Genomic DNA, 14,919 nt, shown 5'->3' on the forward strand with positions numbered 1-14,919 from the left:
GTGTTACACCCCACGCTATGTGTGCCGAACTCTCATGTAAATTGACGATTCGAGCCGAATTGCATAACTTGCAGTAATGGTTCTTCACGGTCGAATCCGGCTACGGCACCTGAACTGCTTCGTCGCGGTCGCGCACGAACGACACGTCGGTCGCGCCGCCGAACGGCTGCATCTGAGCCAGCCCGCCGTCACCAAGACCCTCAACGAACTCGAGCTCCTGGCCGGGGTGAAACTGCTGGACAGAGGCCGTCACGGAGCCGTTCCCACCGCCGCCGGTGAACGTTTCCTGGACCACGCCGAGCGCGTCGTCCAGGCCTTCGACACCGCACTCGCCGGACTGGAGGGCGCCAGCGAATCCGAGCACGCAACCGTGCGCATCGGAGCATTGCCGTCGGCCGCGTCGGTGCTGCTCCCCGAGGTGCTCGGCGGGCTGCGGGCGCGACACCCCGATCTCGACGTCCGCCTCCGCACCGGCACCAACACCGAGCTGCTCGCTGCCCTGCGAGCGGGCAAACTGGATGTGATGGTCGGGCGGATGAGCGACCCCGACACCATGGTCGGACTGTCGTTCGAGCTGCTCTATGCGGAAGCGCTCGCCTTCGTCGTCCGCCCCGGCCATCCGCTGGTGGGCACGCGGGCAACGCTCCCCGCGGCATGTGAATACCCGCTGGTCGTCGGCGTGGCCGGTACCGTCCCGCGACACCACACCGACGTGCTCCTGCGCCGGCACGGACTCGAACTCCCTTCGGGTACCGTCGAGACCCTCGACGTCGCAGTCGCCTCCGCCTACCTGCGCGATTCCGACGCCGTCTGGGTGGCGCCCGAGCGCGTCCCCGGGCGGGACATCGCCGACGGGAGGCTCGCGCGGCTGCCCGTCGACACCGTCGGCACGGCCGAGACAATCGGCGTCATCCGGTCGGCGGCGGCGGCGTCCGCTATCGTCGACGACATTGCTGCGCTGTTGCGCCGAGCCGGTCATGGACCAGTCGGTACGTGAAACCGCGCTCGCGCATTGCCATTTCCGAATGCACCCGATCCGATCCCGAGGTCTCCGATGCCACACCCCCACCAGGAATCCACCCGCGGGCCACTGTTCGACCCGGTCTACGGGGCCGGCGACATAGCGCCCGAGGTGTCGGACCACGCGTGGATCGGAGCGCTGCTCGAGGTCGAGGCGACGATCACCGCCGGCGCCGTGGGGATCGGGCGCGCGACCGAAGCGGACGCCGCCGCCGTGGCCGTCGCCGCCGCCGAACTCGCGCGTGATCTCGACCCCGCCGAACTCGGTGCGCTCGCTGCGGCGGGCGGTAATCCCGTCATCCCGCTCGTGAAACTGCTCCGCGACCGCGCCGACACCCCCGCGTCCGCCGTACACGTCGGCGCAACCAGCCAGGACGTCATGGACACCGCGTCGGTGCTCCTCGCGCGTCGCGCCGGACGAGGCATCCTCGACCACCTCGCCACCGCCGCCGGTGCTGCTGCCGATCTCGCGCGAGCGCACCGCACGACGCCGATGATCGCGCGCACCCTCGGCCAGCAGGCCCTTCCCACGACGTTCGGTGCCCTTGCTGCCGGGTGGCTCACCGGACTCGACGACGCCCACGCCGAACTCGACCGCGCCCTCTCGGCCTTGCCCGTGCAGTACGGAGGCGCCGCCGGCACCCTCGCCGCCATCGCACCCGACGGGATGTACTTCGCCGACGACCTTGCCGACCGCCTCGGGCTCGCACGCGCCACCGTCCCGTGGCACACCGTGCGCACCCCGATGACACGATTGGCCGCGGCTCTCGGTGTTGCGGCAGGTGCGGTGTCGAAACCGGCGACCGACGTGGTGCTCATGGCCATGACCGAAATCGGTGAGGTATCCGAAGATGCACCGGGTGGCTCATCGGCCATGCCGCACAAGAGAAATCCCGTGGCTGCCGTCGCGGCGCGCGCTGCAGCGCGTCGTGTGCCCGGCCTCGTCGCAACGGTGTTGTCGTCGGCCGATCACGAATTCGCCCGCGCAGCCGGGCCGTGGCATGCGGAATGGGAAGCGGTCTCCGACCTACTTCGGCTGACCGGTGGTGCAGCACATCGTCTTTCCGCCTGCCTCGGCGGTCTGCACGTGCACGTCGACGCCCTGGACCGCAACCTCGGGCTCACCGGGGGAGCGGTGCTCGCCGAGAAGGTGGTGAGCGCCCTGTCGCGACACGTCGACGATGCGCGAGCCATCGTCACCGATGCTGCTGTCTCCGGAAGCCCACTCGACGCGGACCCACGCATCACCGCGTATCTGTCGGCCGACGAGCTGGCCGAACTCCTCGATCCCACCCGTTATCTCGGGCACGCCGCCGATCTCGTCGACCGTGCCCTCGCCCGACACGAAGGACTGTGATGATCCCTCTCGCCCATGAACGACACGGTGACCCCGCCGCTCCCTCGGTGCTGCTGCTGGGTTCGCTCGGTTCCGACCGGAGGATGTGGTCGCCGCAGATCGTGGCGCTGTCGCCGATCGCCGACGTCATCGCCGTCGACCATCGTGGTCACGGGGAATCGGATGCGCTCGCAGGCGCTTACACCGTTGCCGAACTAGCCGGGGATGTTCTGGCGCTGCTCGACGAACTGGGCGTCGCCGCAGCGCACGTCGTCGGACTGTCGTTGGGTGGCGCAGTCGGGCAGTGGCTCGCCGCACACCGCCCGGAGCGGGTGCGGTCGCTGACGTTGCTGTGCACGGCCGCCGTGTTCGAGCCGTCGCAGCAGTGGCGTGACCGCGCGGCAACGGTGCGCGCCGACGGAGTCAGTTCGATTGCCGAGCAGATCGTCGGGCGCTGGTTCACGGCCGATCTGGCGGAACGCGACCCCGAACTGGTCCAGCGACACGTTGCGATGGTGTCGGCGACGTCGGACGACGGGTACGCCGGCTGCTGCGACGCCCTCGCCGGGTTCGACGGACGCGCCGACCTCGCGCGAATCGTCGCACCCACGCTCGTGATCGCGGGTGCTCAGGATCCGGCGACCCCGCCCGAGACCATGCGTGCACTCGCCGACGGTATCGCCGATGCCGACTTCCACGTCCTCGACCCGGGTGCACATCTGGTGAACGTCGAGCAGGCGGGCCGAGTGACCGCTCTGATCCGCGCGCACATCACGAGCTCGGAGCAGGTGGGAGCGTATCGTTCTGCGGCGGTCGAGGCGGGGATGCGGATGCGGCGTTCCGTCCTCGGCGACGCGCACGTGGACCGTGCAATGTCGCAGGCCACCGCATTCACACAGCCGTTCCAGGACTTCATCACCCGCACCGCGTGGGGCGACATCTGGGCCCGCCCCGGCCTCGACCACCACACCCGACGGCTCCTGACCCTCGCGATCCTCACCGCGGTCGGTAACGAGCACGAACTCGACATGCACATCCGTGCGGCGCTCCGAGCGGGCATCGATCCCGACGAGCTCATCGAGGTCTTCCTCCACACCGCCGTCTACGCGGGTGTGCCGAACAGCAACCGCGCGTTTGCGATGGGCAAGCAGGCGTTGGCGGATCTCGGAGACTGATGTCAGTTGCGCGGCCAGCCCGTGTAACCCTCGGCGAGATACTGCTGTCCGTACCGCGACGACGTGACGGACGCCAGCTCGCCGAGGGCACGCTTGCGCTCGAACGGGTTCGCATCGGCGCGGGTGTGCAGCATGTTCGTCATCCAGTACGAGAAGTTCTGGGCTCGCCACACTCGCCGCAGGGCGGTGTCGCTGTATCCGTCGAGCAGCTCGGGGGATTTGGTCGCGTAGAACGAGTCGATGGCCTCGAACAGCACGCGCACGTCGGCCAGCGCCAGGTTGAGCCCCTTGGCGCCGGTCGGGGGAACGGTGTGCCCGGCGTCGCCGGCGAGGAACAGGTTGCCGTAGCGCATCGGCTCGCACACATACGAGCGGAACGGCAGCACCATCTGTTCGAAGATGCGGCCGCGCTTCAGCTGGAATCCGTCGGGCCCGTCGACACGTTTCTGTAGCTCGCTCCAGATCTGATCCTCGGTCCACACCGATGCGTCGGTGCCCGGGGCGCACTGGAAGTACATGCGCTGGACCGTGTCGCTGCGCTGACTGATCAGGGCGAATCCGTGATCGGAGTTGGCGTAGATCAATTCGGGCGCGCTCGGGGGCGCTTCGGTGAGGATGCCGAACCAGGCGAACGGGTACTCGACGAAATTGTCGGTACGTGCCTGCTGCGGGATCGAGGATCGGCATACGCTCTGCGAACCGTCCGCGCCCACGAGGATGTCGCAGTGGATCTCGATCGCGGTGCCGTCGGCGTCGGTGAAGCGGATCTTCGGGGTGCCGGTGGTCTGGTCGAGCACTTCGGTATCGGTGACGCTGTAGCGCACATCGCCGCCGTCGCGTGCGCGCGCGTCGGCGAGATCGACGAAGACCTCGTTCTGCGGGTACAGCCAGACCGATTCGCCGATCAGGTCAGCGAAATCGATGCGGTGGCTTTCGCCTGCGAATCGCAGATCGATGCCGTCGTGCCGGTGTCCATCGGTGAGCACGCGCCCGTCGACGCCGCTGTCGGTGAGCAGCTGGACCGACCCGTGCTCGAGGATCCCGGCGCGGTGGGTGCTCGCAATCGTGTCGCGGTCGCGCTTCTCGACGACGATGTTGTCGATTCCCGCCTTCGCCAGCAGATGAGACAGCATCAAACCCGCTGGGCCGGCGCCGACGATGCCGACCTGGGTGGTGTCGATCCGAGTGTTCATGTGAGCCCTCCGCTGTGTGACGTGTGCCATCGAGTGTGGAGGGATTGCTCGGCGTCACCCGCATGGTTTCTCATTGAACAAGAAAGATCATCGAAGAAGGTGGTCACGGCCCGTCGCCGGTAGCGCGAGCGATGCCTCGTGCTGCGGCGCTGAGTACCGCGACGATCGTGTGCCGGCGGGTGCCAGTCGGCACGACGACACCGATCGACGCCACTGCCCGCTTCGACCGGTCGAGCACCGGAACCGCGATGCCGGTGGTGCCCGCGTCGAGAGCTCCGTCGAGGAGCGCGTATCCGCGGGTGCGGATCTCTGCGAGTGCGCCACGCAGCCCACCGTCGAATCGGTCGTCGATACCGGGATGTTCGCGAAGGTACCGCGCCTGGTCGTGCGACGGAGAGAACGCCAGCATCGACATACCGAGCGACGTGTCGTGCGCGGGGAGACGATTGGCCACCGAGGCTTGATTGATCACCGATGCAGGCGACGAAAGGCGCTCGAGCACAAGTACTTCCTCGTCTTGCAGGACGGCGAGTTGGGTGTGCTGGTGAACCACCGACTGCACGTCCTGGATGAATGGCAGTGCGGCGTCGCGCAGGTCGCGGGCGGGATAGCAGCGGGTGACGAGCTCCCACAGCCGAAGGCCGGGCCGCACCTCTCCCGTCGGCTGACGGTCGAGGAATCCGCGTCGCACCATGTCGTCGACGATGCGGTAGGCCGTCGCCTGTGGCAGGCCGGCGCGCCGCGCGAGCGCGCCGACCGTCAGCGTGGGGGTCGACGCATCGAACGCCTCGAGGATCCGGAGCACGCGGTCGAGTACGGAGTCGCCGGTGGGCGAGTTGGCCATTGACCGATTATCCGCCTTCAGGGAGTCAGCGCGGCCAGCAACACAGCGGCGAAGCCTTCCGGGTCGCCGGGGACCCCGTATCCGTCGGCGGTGAACCCTGCGTGACCGCCGGGGAACATCGTGAGTTCGATACCGAGTTGCTTCGCGACCTCCGCCGCCGCGCGAGCGGAGATCTCACCCGTCGACTCCGTGCCCGCGCCGATCACGATCCGGGTCGACGCCGCTGCGAGTGCGTCGAAGTCGGGTTCGTATCCGATACAGGACTGCAGGTTCTGGCTGAGCAGAGCGTCGTCGCGGGAGCCGTCGTCTTCCGTGGGCATACCGAACGCCGACGGGTCGGGGGCGGGCACCGCCAGGTAGGAGGGTTCCAGCTGTCCCGTCTGCGACAGCAGCATGATGAATTTCGCCATCGCCCGACCCATGCCGCTGCGCTGATAGGTGGCGTCGATGTCGTCGACCACCGCCTTGACGACCGCGAAGTCGGGCAGCACCGGACACGCCGGCGGTTCGTGCGCGATGAGCGTCCGTACCTGCGTGGGATGTTTCGCGACCAGGGCGAGGCCGTTCACCGCGCCGCCGCTGCTGCCGAAGAGGTCCACCGGGCCAGCGGCGAGTGTGTCGATGAGACGGTGCAGGTCGTCGGCGTGCAGGTCGGGTGTCGAGCGGCCGGGGGTGTCGCGGGGGCTGCGCATCACACCGCGCGGGTCGTAGGTGACAACGGGGCGGTCGGAGAACTGTGCCGCGAGCGCGGCGAATCCGCCCGCATCCATCGGCGACCCCACCATCAGCAGTGGGATGCCGGACTGCAGGTCGCCGCGGACGTCGTAGGTGACGGTGGCGCCGGGAACGTCCAGGGAGGCCGTGATGACGGGACGATCGAATGTGGTCATGCTCTGACAGACCGGGTTCGACGACAAAACTCATCTGGATGCCGTGGTCTCCGCCGTCCCCACAGAACGCGCCGGAGCTGCGTCATCGATTGCGGAAACCGCTTACGACAAGGAGCGCACGTGCCGAGCGATCCCCGCGAGATCCACGCCCACGTCGACCTGTCGGAGAACAGGCCCGGAAATTCATGCGGGGATACGTGCGCGCCCTCACCGGCGGCAGCGCCTATCTCATGGACACCTTCAATCCCGGGACGCTGCTCGCGACGCTCGGGAACCCACCTGGCGTCGAGCCGCTGTATGCCCGCGACGCCGAGAAGCTGAGAGCCGTTCTCGCTGCGGATTGCCTGCCCTGGCCGCGTGTGCTGATGATCCGGTTCGCGGCGGAAGAGCTCGACGGCCTCCGTCCGGAAACTGGCCGATGATCGCACTGTGATAAGTTGAGCGGAATGTGTTGTCTTGGTATTGCATCGATGAGGTTGCGCCGTCGCTGACGGCGGTACCCACGATTCCTCAGTGAGTTCCGTCGTCCTTCCGGCCCTGCCGGGCGGCGGCTTTCGCATGCCCGGCCCCGTCTACGGATCCGCGGAGCTCTCCAATGCCTACCTACCGTCATGGTCGTCACGAGAACGGCCAGAACTTCCTGCACGACGCAGCTATCCAGAAGACCATCGTTGAACGCATCCGCTCCACCACAGGCCCGATTATCGAGATCGGTCCCGGTGCTGGCGCTCTGACGACGCGATTAGCGCACTTGGCGCGGCCGCTGACCGTGGTGGAGATCGACAGCAGACTCGCCCGTTCTCTCGAAGGGCAGCTACCTCCTCGGGTCGAAGTCGTGCACGACGATTTCCTCCACCACCGGTTGCCCCACACCGATCACGTTCTGGTGGGGAACCTGCCCTTCCACCAGACGACAGCGATCCTGCGACACATCCTGCGGGCACCAGGATGGACTCACGCCGTCGTCCTCGTTCAGTGGGAAGTGGCCCGTCGCCGTGCGGGCGTCGGTGGTGCCACGCTGATGACCGCGCAATGGTCGCCCTGGTTCACCTTCGAGCTGGGACTACGGGTACCAGCGCGGGCTTTCACACCAGCCCCGAGCGTGGACGGTGGCCTCCTGACGATCACGCGCCGGGAGAAGCCTTTGCTGCCGAGGAAAGAGCACAAGGCCTTCCACGCCATGGCACACCGGGTTTTCACCGGTCGGGGGCGAGGCATCGTAGAGATCACCACCCGCGCAGGGCTCTTCGGCCGGACCCGTGCCGCTCGGAAGTGGTCGACCGCCGTGGGCCTGGACCCACGCGCACTGCCGAAGGACCTCTCGGTCCAGCAATGGGTCGATCTCTACCGGTCCGGCGACAGCACCTCGTACACACACCGAGGGTGACCGGTCACGCGCCGGCCTCCACGCCGGCCGGCCATAGCGGCGATCAGCAGAGTGAGGTCCTCGGTCTTCGCGTCGGTCAGGCCCGCACCGGGCCGGGTAAGCGGCCCCCGGGTCGTGGTCGGCGGGCCGACGTCCACGGCAGCGGTGTGGTTGTTGCGGACGGCACTCAGGCGAAGCGCGGACTCGCTCTCCCTACACCACCCAGTCTGGTACTGCGAATAGCTCTTGCAGTTCCTCGAGTAGCCGACACGCATGGAATCCGTCGGCGACGGCATGGTGGATCTGCAGAGCGAGCCGACCAACCACCTCTCCACCGCGCTCGATGACGAATCTCTCCGAATGCGATCGCGCGAAACCAGTCCGCCCGCTGGGCCTCGTGGAGGTCCCAGATATCGTTGACAGTCCTCCCGAAGCCAGATCGACCATTGATGACTTCGACCTTCCCCGGAGCACCCCATGACGACCATCAGCTGGACCGAGAACGACACACGACGAACCGCACTCTGGCGCGCCGAGAATGGCGCGCCAGCACCATCGGTCATCGTCGCTGCCGACGACCGCACGTCTGCCTCTGCGGCCCTCCGGCTTGTCCGGTCGGGGTCAGGTCTGCTCTGGCGCGGTGATTTCCACAACGCCCGCCAGCTCATGCGCGCCATGGACCGACGCACCCAGCAGCGAGCAGCCCGAGCACCGCACGCCTCCGAGCCCGCCGAACTCTTCCGCACCAACAGGAACGCTCGCTCCCGACGAGCAGCCCTGCTGGGAAGAATCCTGATCGCCCTGGAGCCCGACTACTCGATTCGGCTGCGCCGAGCACCGGATGTGCGAGCAGCGTGCACGCATGCCTTCGGACAGCCGATCAGCGAGACGGACGAGGCTTCCGGTGAGGTCACGCTGGTCCCGCTGCCTGAACTCCTCGGAGTCATCGGAGCCTATGAGTGGCACCGCAAAGGAATCGAAATCCCAGCCCTGGGAGCCCGAATCCACCCCGCCTACGGCGTCTTCGCTCCCACCCGCAACGAATACATCGACCTAGTCGCGGATGCTCCGTTGCCTGCAGCTGTCGATCACCCCATCGTGTTCGACATCGGCACCGGAACCGGAGTGCTTGCCGCCATCCTGGCTCGGCGTGCTGTCCGAGAGGTGATAGCAACCGACCTCAATCCTCGTGCGGTGCAGTGCGCGCGCGAGAACATGCAACGACTGGGCCTCGCCGAGCACGTGCAGGTCGTTCAGGCCGACCTGTGGCCTGTCAGCCACAGGCGCGCCGACCTGATCGTGTGCAATCCGCCCTGGATACCCGGGCGCCCCACCTCGGACCTGGAACTCGGGATCTATGACCCAGCGTCCACCGTGCTGAACCGCTTCCTCGACGAGCTTCCAGATCACCTGACACCTCAGGGCGAAGCTTGGCTGGTCCTCTCCGACCTCGCCGAACATCTCGGACTACGCCCGCGCGACGCGCTCCTCGAGCGCATCGCTGCCGCCGGACTGACGGTCACCGGCAGACACGAAGCGACCCCCCGCCATCCGCGCACCACCGACAGCACCGACCCGCTCCACGCTGCTCGATCGCGCGAACGAACCGTCCTATGGCGCCTGTCCACCCGAGGGACATAAGCCTGGCCGCTCGCGATGACACTGTGCCTCGGGTCCCGCGCAGTCTCCGTCTGACATTTGTCATGGTGATCTTGTGACAGCCGGGGATCGCGGCGCGCCCCGTGAACCACGAGACTTCCGATCATGGAACACAGAAGGGTCGCAGCCATCGAGCTGCACGACGTCGTCAAGAGCTTCCGACCCCGAGGCGGCGACGAAGTACGCGCCGTCGACCACCTCGACCTGACGGTGCAGCGCGGCGAAGTCGTCGCGCTGCTCGGCCCCAACGGTGCAGGCAAGACCACCGCTCTCGATATGGTGCTGGGCTTCACCGAACCCACCGCCGGCGTGGTGTCGGTGTTCGGTAAACCACCACGTCACGCCATCGCCGCAGGCCAGGTGTCTGCGGTGTTGCAGACCGGCGGTTTGCTGCGCGACCTCACCGTCCGCGAGACCGTGCAGATGATCGCCTCGACGTTCGCCGAGCACCGCGACATCGACGAGGTCATCGAACGGGCCGGGGTCGCCTCGCTCGCGGGCAGGATGGTGTCGAAGTGCTCCGGTGGTGAACAGCAACGACTGCGTTTCGCTCTCGCCCTGCTGCCCGACCCCGACCTGATCATCCTCGACGAACCGACCGCCGGGATGGACGTCGGCGCCCGACGCGAATTCTGGGCAACCATGCACACCGAAGCCGACGCCGGACGCACCGTCGTCTTCGCCACCCACTACCTCGAAGAAGCCGACTCGTTCGCCGACCGTATCGTCATGATCGCCGACGGGCGCGTCGTCGCCGACGGTCCGACACCCGAGATCCGTGCGCTCGCCACTGGACGAATCGTCTCCGCCGACATCGCCCCCGGACGCGAACACGACGTGCGCGCGGCGCTGGCGTCGCACCCCGGCGTCGCCGACATCTCCGTGATGGGCAATCGGATCGAGATCAGGGCAACGGATTCCGACGATGTGGCCCGTGCGCTACTCGTCGAGTTCGGTGCCACGAACCTCGAAATCGCCGGTGGATCACTGGAGACCGCGTTCCTCACACTCACCGAGAAGGTACCGGCATGACCACCACATTCATCCGCCTCGAATTGCGTCGTCAGTTCCGCGACTACGTGAGCGTATTCTTCATCGCGGTCCTGCCGGCCTTCTTCTACCTCATCTTCGGTGCTGCGCAGTCGTACGCGTCGGAGTCGGCCGGTCACGGCAACGTCGCGATGTACATCATGATCTCGATGGCCGCGTACGGCGCTGTCACCGCAACCACCGGCATCGGCGGGATGGCCGCCGTCGAACGAATGCAAGGGTGGGGACGGCAACTCGGTCTGACCCCGCTGTCCGATGCCGGGTTCGTTGCGATGAAGGCGACAGTCGCGCTGGTGTTCGCCGCGATCCCCATCGCACTGATCTTCATTCTCGGCGTGCTCACGGGCGCCTCGGGGGAGTGGAGCGCCTGGATCCTCGGTTCGATCGCGGTGCTGGTCGGGGCCGCCGTGTTCTCCGTGTACGGGCTGATGTTCGGCCTCGCATTCCGGTCGGAGGCCGCTGTCGGTGCTGCAAGCGGCAGCCTGGTGGTCCTCGCGTTTCTCGGCAACATCTTCATCCCGTTGTCGGGCGTCATGCTCACCATCGCGAAGTTCACCCCGCTCTACGGTTACGTGGCACTCGCCCGCTACCCGCTGACCGAGGGCGTCCTGATCGACAGCAATGGCAACGCCCTGCCTGACGAGCCACTGTGGGTGCCGGTGCTTAACTTGTCGGTGTGGGCAGTGATCTTCGTGATTCTCTCGACATACCTGGTGAAGCGAGGGCGGGGTCGGCAGTGACCGACAGCGACCGGATCGGTGAGGATCCGTGGACCCGCTTCGGCTGGTTCATGGCAACCGTCTGGCTCGTGTTCCTGATCTACCCGATGTTCGAGACCATCACGATAGGGTCCACCCTGGTGAGGACCCTCGGCACGCTCTGCATCGGAGCATTCGCCCTCGTCTACATTCACGGTTTCCGTAGCCTGCACACGCAGAAGAAGACGCCTTCGCGGATTGCGGCAACCCACCTCCCGGTGCTGGCGCTGTTGGTCTTCGCCGTCGGCCTTCAGATCGGAACGGGCGCGCTGGGTATGGGCGCGTTCGTGGTGTCGTTCGCGATGTTCGTCCTGACGCTCGTACCCCGAATGATCGTCTTCGCGACCATGGTCGGAGTGTGTCTGCTGGTGCCATGGTGGACGGGGACCCTGCGCGACGACTTCTTCTACACCGTGATCGTCGTACTGGTCGGGACGATCACCGCCGTGATCCGCGCGGTCGGCGACCGCGACGACGAATACCAGGCCCTGCGCAACGAACTCGTCATCGTGGCCGAACGTGACCGTGTCGCGCGAGACGTGCACGATGTGCTCGGACACAGCCTCACCGCTGTTACCGTGAAAGCTGAACTCGCCGAACGCCTCATCGACATCGACCCGGAACGCGCCAAGGCGGAGTTGGCTGCGATCCGCTCGCTCACCCGCGAGGCGCTCGGCGAAGTGCGGGCCACGGTCACCGGGCTGCGGGTCGCGGGGCTTGCCGACGAACTCGACCGCGCCCGCACCGCACTCGACGACGCCGGCATCCGCGTCGAACTGCGCGGCGACGCGTCGGTCGTCGACCCCCGCCACCGTCTCGTGTTCGGCTGGGTGCTGAGGGAAGCGGTCACCAACGTGGTCCGGCACAGCAACGCCCGCAGCTGCGTGATCGGTCTCAGCGGAGGCTTGTTGAGTGTCGTCGACGACGGCGGGGGCGTCGATGGCAGTCGCGACGGCAACGGCTTGCGAGGTATCCGCGACCGGGTCCGGTCGGCAGGAGGAGAATTCTCCGTCGGCGCAGGACCCGACGGAGTGGGTACAGAACTGAAAGTGGTGTTCGGGTGATTCGCGTGTTGCTGGCCGACGATCAAGCACTCGTCCGCGGTGCGCTGGCGGCATTGCTCGGCCTCGAAGGCGACATCGACGTCGTCGCCGAAGTGGGCAGAGGCGACGAAGTGCTGGGCGCAGCCCGATCGAGCAACGCCGAGGTGTGCTTACTCGACATCGAAATGCCGGGGCTCGACGGGATCGTGGTGGCGGGCGAACTCGCCCGCGAACTCCCCGACGTGCGGTCGCTGATCGTCACCACCTTCGGCCGCCCCGGCTACCTGCGCTCCGCACTCGAAGCAGGTGCGTCGGGGTTCGTCGTCAAAGACACCCCCGCCGCCGAACTCGCCGAAGCGGTGAGGCGCGTTCGGCGAGGCGAACGTGTAGTGGATCCGGCCCTGGCCGCCGAGTCCATCGTCGGCGGCAACAATCCCCTCACCGACCGCGAGCGCGACGTACTGCGCGCGGCGTTGGACGGGGTGCCCGTCGCCGTCATTGCCTCCGCGGTGCACCTGTCGCAGGGGACGGTGCGCAACTATCTGTCGTCGGCGATCGGGAAGACGGGGACGACGACGCGGGTCGAAGCCGCGCGGCGTGCTCAGCAGAACGGGTGGATCTGAGCCGGTTCCCCCGGCCCACCCCGGTAACCCCCGCCCCCTGGACTCAGGCCGCTCAGCTCAGCTCAGTTGAGAGAAGGGGGTCGACGCACCGGCTCGAACCTCGCCAGCGCACGCAACCGGACCCAGTCGACAGGAGGCGGCGACGGCCTGATGCCCGGGCGCTCCCGAGGCACCCGCACTCGCAGCGCGCCGGGCTCGATCGTGCACCGCACCGGGGTGGTCAGCAGGAGAGATTCGCCGTCCACCCCCACCGAGATCTCGGGGGTGTCGGCGTCGACGATCACCTCGGACGCTTCGTGCTGGGTCAGACCGCGCGCATGGGTTCGTCGCAGCAGAGAGACTGCCTGACCGGCACCGGCGACCGACACCGTCACGACGCCGAGCACGCCCCGATCGAGCCGATCCCGACGATTCATCCCCGCGAGGTCGCTGCCGCTGTATCGGTTGTTGCTCACCAGCACCGCCTGCGGGGAGCGGACAGTGATGTCGCCGATCTGCGCGACCAGGTCCGGGCCGGATTGTCCGGCAAGCAGATCCGGAAGCAGCTTCAGAACGGTCCCGGTCTTGTCATCACGGTAGGCGGGGCTGCGTACCACCTCGGCGTACACACCGAACGACGCGTTGTTGACGAACGCCCGCCCGTTGATCCGCCCGAGATCGATGCGGATGTCGACGCCGTCGCGGAGTGCATCGAGGCACCGCGCGGGATCGTCGCGATCGAGGCCGAGATCCATCGCGAAGTGATTGCGTGTTCCCGCGCTGATCACCATGAACGGCACCCGGGTTTCGGCGGCGACCGCAGCGACACGTGCCTGCGTCCCGTCGCCGCCGGCCACGCCGAGCAGATCCGCACCGTCCATGACTGCCCGGCGGGCGAGTTCGTCGACGTCGGCGAAGTTCGTCTCGTCGAGCAGAACCACCTCTGCTCCGAGCTTCTCGGCTTTGTGCTGCAGATCGAACCTCGTGACTTTCCCGCCCCCGGATCGGGGATTCATGATGAGGAACGGGTGTCTCGGCGGTGTCGTGGGAATCTCCAGCATCACGTCGGCAGATGTCCTGCGCCGCAACGCCGTGCGGCCACAGGCCATCGCGAGGGCGGCGAGGATCAGCGACGTGATCACCAACGCGAGCAGATTCGCCCGCACGAAGTACACGCACACCGTCAAGGGCGCCAGCACCGCCACGGCAAGCGTCGCCCAGCGCAGTGGGGCGCGGCCGGCGAGGAACCAGTAGAGGGCAGCCATGCAGACCACCGTGCCGCCGATCCCGATGAGGAGAATCCCCGTCGTGCTCAGGACCCCAGCGAACAGCAAGGGGACGACCACTGCGAGGAAGGCGAAGGCGAAGGCGGCGCGGGCCCACCAGCGTCGACCGGATGTCGCGTCCGGGGTGATCAGAGTTTCGGGCATGCCGGGTCACCTCTCGAACGCTGATGGGTCCACAATAGTTACCCGAATTCCGGATTACGTCGGAATTGTTCCGTTCTCCCGTCGAATGGTCGACGACGGTGCACACTGAATCCCGTCCCACCCCTCTTCGAGACGGGAACGGTCATGTCCCAGAATTCGGATACCAAGCAGGCTGTTGCCAAGGGAACCGCGTTCGGCGCAGCAATTCTTCTCGTCACCGTCGGTGTCCTGCAGATCTTCCAGGGCATCGCGGCCCTGGCCAAGGACGAAGTGTTCGTCACCGGCATCGAGTACATCTACAAGTTCGACTTCACCACGTGGGGATGGATCCACTTGATCCTCGGCATCCTCGTCACGTTGACAGGCCTGGTCCTGTTCACCGGCGCTACTTGGGCAAGGTTCGCAGCGATCTGCATCCTCGCGCTGTCGATCGTTGCCAACTTCCTGTGGCTGCCGTACTACCCGTGGTGGTCGATCCTGATCATCGCGGTCGACATCGTCGTCATCTGGGCGATCGTGACGTGGAACCCCGAGCGGGTCTGACAGAAGCGAG

The 14,919-nt window shown here is 67.0% G+C and carries 16 protein-coding genes; 11 read left to right on the forward strand and 5 right to left on the reverse strand.

Annotated elements, in window-relative coordinates; translation table 11 throughout:
- Nucleotides 1-76: 76 nt before the first annotated feature.
- The 3 genes from ACZI8W_RS05435 to pcaDC are packed head-to-tail and all read left to right on the forward strand — an operon-like array spanning nt 77 to nt 3,531.
- A complete protein-coding gene (locus ACZI8W_RS05435) occupies nt 77-997 on the forward strand; it encodes a LysR substrate-binding domain-containing protein (protein ID WP_463367463.1) in 921 nt (306 codons plus the stop codon).
- Nucleotides 998-1,054: 57 nt separating this feature from the next.
- Nucleotides 1,055-2,377 (forward strand): lyase family protein, encoded by a 1,323-nt coding sequence (locus ACZI8W_RS05440; RefSeq protein ID WP_463367464.1) that lies wholly within the window; start codon nt 1,055-1,057, stop codon nt 2,375-2,377.
- The gene (gene pcaDC / locus ACZI8W_RS05445) at nt 2,377-3,531 is read left to right on the forward strand and encodes a bifunctional 3-oxoadipate enol-lactonase/4-carboxymuconolactone decarboxylase PcaDC (protein WP_463367465.1); all 1,155 of its coding nucleotides are present in this window, start codon (nt 2,377-2,379) and stop codon (nt 3,529-3,531) included. The genes ACZI8W_RS05440 and pcaDC overlap by 1 nt, the downstream gene beginning before the upstream one ends.
- Nucleotides 3,532-3,533: 2 nt before the next feature.
- On the opposite strand, the gene ACZI8W_RS05450 is transcribed toward pcaDC, so the two are convergent.
- The 3 genes from ACZI8W_RS05450 to ACZI8W_RS05460 all read right to left on the reverse strand — a co-directional run bounded on the left by ACZI8W_RS05450 (nt 3,534) and on the right by ACZI8W_RS05460 (nt 6,458).
- Complete coding sequence (locus tag ACZI8W_RS05450) at nt 3,534-4,724, reverse strand: 4-hydroxybenzoate 3-monooxygenase (protein WP_463367466.1); 1,191 nt, start codon at nt 4,722-4,724, stop codon at nt 3,534-3,536.
- Nucleotides 4,725-4,827: 103 nt separating this feature from the next.
- Complete coding sequence (locus ACZI8W_RS05455) at nt 4,828-5,568, reverse strand: IclR family transcriptional regulator (protein ID WP_463367467.1); 741 nt, start codon at nt 5,566-5,568, stop codon at nt 4,828-4,830.
- 17 nt (nt 5,569-5,585) lie between these two features.
- Complete coding sequence (locus ACZI8W_RS05460; RefSeq protein WP_463367468.1) at nt 5,586-6,458, reverse strand: alpha/beta fold hydrolase; 873 nt, start codon at nt 6,456-6,458, stop codon at nt 5,586-5,588.
- 185 nt (nt 6,459-6,643) lie between these two features.
- Here ACZI8W_RS05460 and ACZI8W_RS05465 point away from each other — a divergent pair, with 185 nt between their 5' ends.
- Together ACZI8W_RS05465 and erm are read left to right on the forward strand one after the other, a co-directional pair.
- Nucleotides 6,644-6,880: a hypothetical protein gene (locus ACZI8W_RS05465; protein WP_463367469.1), complete on the forward strand. Its 237-nt coding sequence runs from the start codon at nt 6,644-6,646 to the stop codon at nt 6,878-6,880.
- A 173-nt stretch (nt 6,881-7,053) separates the two neighbouring features.
- Nucleotides 7,054-7,845, forward strand: a complete 792-nt coding sequence (gene erm / locus ACZI8W_RS05470) for a 23S ribosomal RNA methyltransferase Erm (RefSeq protein WP_463367470.1) — start codon at nt 7,054-7,056, stop codon at nt 7,843-7,845.
- A gap of 192 nt (nt 7,846-8,037) precedes the next feature.
- Here erm and ACZI8W_RS05475 read toward each other — a convergent pair whose 3' ends face one another.
- The gene (locus ACZI8W_RS05475; protein WP_463367471.1) at nt 8,038-8,271 is read right to left on the reverse strand and encodes a CatA-like O-acetyltransferase; all 234 of its coding nucleotides are present in this window, start codon (nt 8,269-8,271) and stop codon (nt 8,038-8,040) included.
- 30 nt (nt 8,272-8,301) lie between these two features.
- Between ACZI8W_RS05475 and ACZI8W_RS05480 the strand changes: the two genes are divergently transcribed.
- From ACZI8W_RS05480 to ACZI8W_RS05500, 5 genes are all read left to right on the forward strand, one after another.
- Entirely contained in the window at nt 8,302-9,465 is a 1,164-nt protein-coding gene (locus ACZI8W_RS05480) for a methyltransferase (protein WP_463367472.1), read from the forward strand.
- A 123-nt stretch (nt 9,466-9,588) separates the two neighbouring features.
- Complete coding sequence (locus ACZI8W_RS05485) at nt 9,589-10,515, forward strand: ABC transporter ATP-binding protein (RefSeq protein WP_463367473.1); 927 nt, start codon at nt 9,589-9,591, stop codon at nt 10,513-10,515.
- Nucleotides 10,512-11,273, forward strand: a complete 762-nt coding sequence (locus tag ACZI8W_RS05490; protein WP_463367474.1) for an ABC transporter permease — start codon at nt 10,512-10,514, stop codon at nt 11,271-11,273. Before ACZI8W_RS05485 ends, ACZI8W_RS05490 begins: the two co-directional genes overlap by 4 nt.
- Complete coding sequence (locus tag ACZI8W_RS05495; protein WP_463367475.1) at nt 11,270-12,355, forward strand: sensor histidine kinase; 1,086 nt, start codon at nt 11,270-11,272, stop codon at nt 12,353-12,355. Before ACZI8W_RS05490 ends, ACZI8W_RS05495 begins: the two co-directional genes overlap by 4 nt.
- A complete protein-coding gene (locus ACZI8W_RS05500; protein ID WP_463367476.1) occupies nt 12,352-12,957 on the forward strand; it encodes a response regulator in 606 nt (201 codons plus the stop codon). The genes ACZI8W_RS05495 and ACZI8W_RS05500 overlap by 4 nt, the downstream gene beginning before the upstream one ends.
- 62 nt (nt 12,958-13,019) lie before the next feature.
- Here ACZI8W_RS05500 and ACZI8W_RS05505 read toward each other — a convergent pair whose 3' ends face one another.
- On the reverse strand, nt 13,020-14,366 hold the full coding sequence (locus tag ACZI8W_RS05505) for a diacylglycerol/lipid kinase family protein (RefSeq protein ID WP_463367477.1): 1,347 nt from the start codon (nt 14,364-14,366) through the stop codon (nt 13,020-13,022).
- Nucleotides 14,367-14,510: 144 nt separating this feature from the next.
- Between ACZI8W_RS05505 and ACZI8W_RS05510 the strand changes: the two genes are divergently transcribed.
- Nucleotides 14,511-14,909 carry a DUF7144 family membrane protein gene (locus ACZI8W_RS05510; protein WP_463367478.1) on the forward strand — a complete coding sequence of 133 codons (399 nt, stop codon included), beginning with the start codon at nt 14,511-14,513 and terminating at the stop codon, nt 14,907-14,909.
- The last annotated feature ends 10 nt before the right edge of the window (nt 14,910-14,919 follow it).

The sequence above is a fragment of the Rhodococcus ruitaii genome (assembly GCF_055230935.1).

Coding starts and splice junctions, on each gene's coding strand:
- ACZI8W_RS05435 (WP_463367463.1), top strand. CDS start 77: ATGGTTCTTCACGGTCGAATCCGGCTACGGCACCTGAACTGCTTCGTC.
- ACZI8W_RS05440 (WP_463367464.1), top strand. CDS start 1,055: ATGCCACACCCCCACCAGGAATCCACCCGCGGGCCACTGTTCGACCCG.
- pcaDC (WP_463367465.1), top strand. CDS start 2,377: ATGATCCCTCTCGCCCATGAACGACACGGTGACCCCGCCGCTCCCTCG.
- ACZI8W_RS05450 (WP_463367466.1), bottom strand. CDS start 4,724: ATGAACACTCGGATCGACACCACCCAGGTCGGCATCGTCGGCGCCGGC.
- ACZI8W_RS05455 (WP_463367467.1), bottom strand. CDS start 5,568: ATGGCCAACTCGCCCACCGGCGACTCCGTACTCGACCGCGTGCTCCGG.
- ACZI8W_RS05460 (WP_463367468.1), bottom strand. CDS start 6,458: ATGACCACATTCGATCGTCCCGTCATCACGGCCTCCCTGGACGTTCCC.
- ACZI8W_RS05465 (WP_463367469.1), top strand. CDS start 6,644: ATGCGGGGATACGTGCGCGCCCTCACCGGCGGCAGCGCCTATCTCATG.
- erm (WP_463367470.1), top strand. CDS start 7,054: ATGCCTACCTACCGTCATGGTCGTCACGAGAACGGCCAGAACTTCCTG.
- ACZI8W_RS05475 (WP_463367471.1), bottom strand. CDS start 8,271: ATGGTCGATCTGGCTTCGGGAGGACTGTCAACGATATCTGGGACCTCC.
- ACZI8W_RS05480 (WP_463367472.1), top strand. CDS start 8,302: ATGACGACCATCAGCTGGACCGAGAACGACACACGACGAACCGCACTC.
- ACZI8W_RS05485 (WP_463367473.1), top strand. CDS start 9,589: ATGGAACACAGAAGGGTCGCAGCCATCGAGCTGCACGACGTCGTCAAG.
- ACZI8W_RS05490 (WP_463367474.1), top strand. CDS start 10,512: ATGACCACCACATTCATCCGCCTCGAATTGCGTCGTCAGTTCCGCGAC.
- ACZI8W_RS05505 (WP_463367477.1), bottom strand. CDS start 14,366: ATGCCCGAAACTCTGATCACCCCGGACGCGACATCCGGTCGACGCTGG.
- ACZI8W_RS05510 (WP_463367478.1), top strand. CDS start 14,511: ATGTCCCAGAATTCGGATACCAAGCAGGCTGTTGCCAAGGGAACCGCG.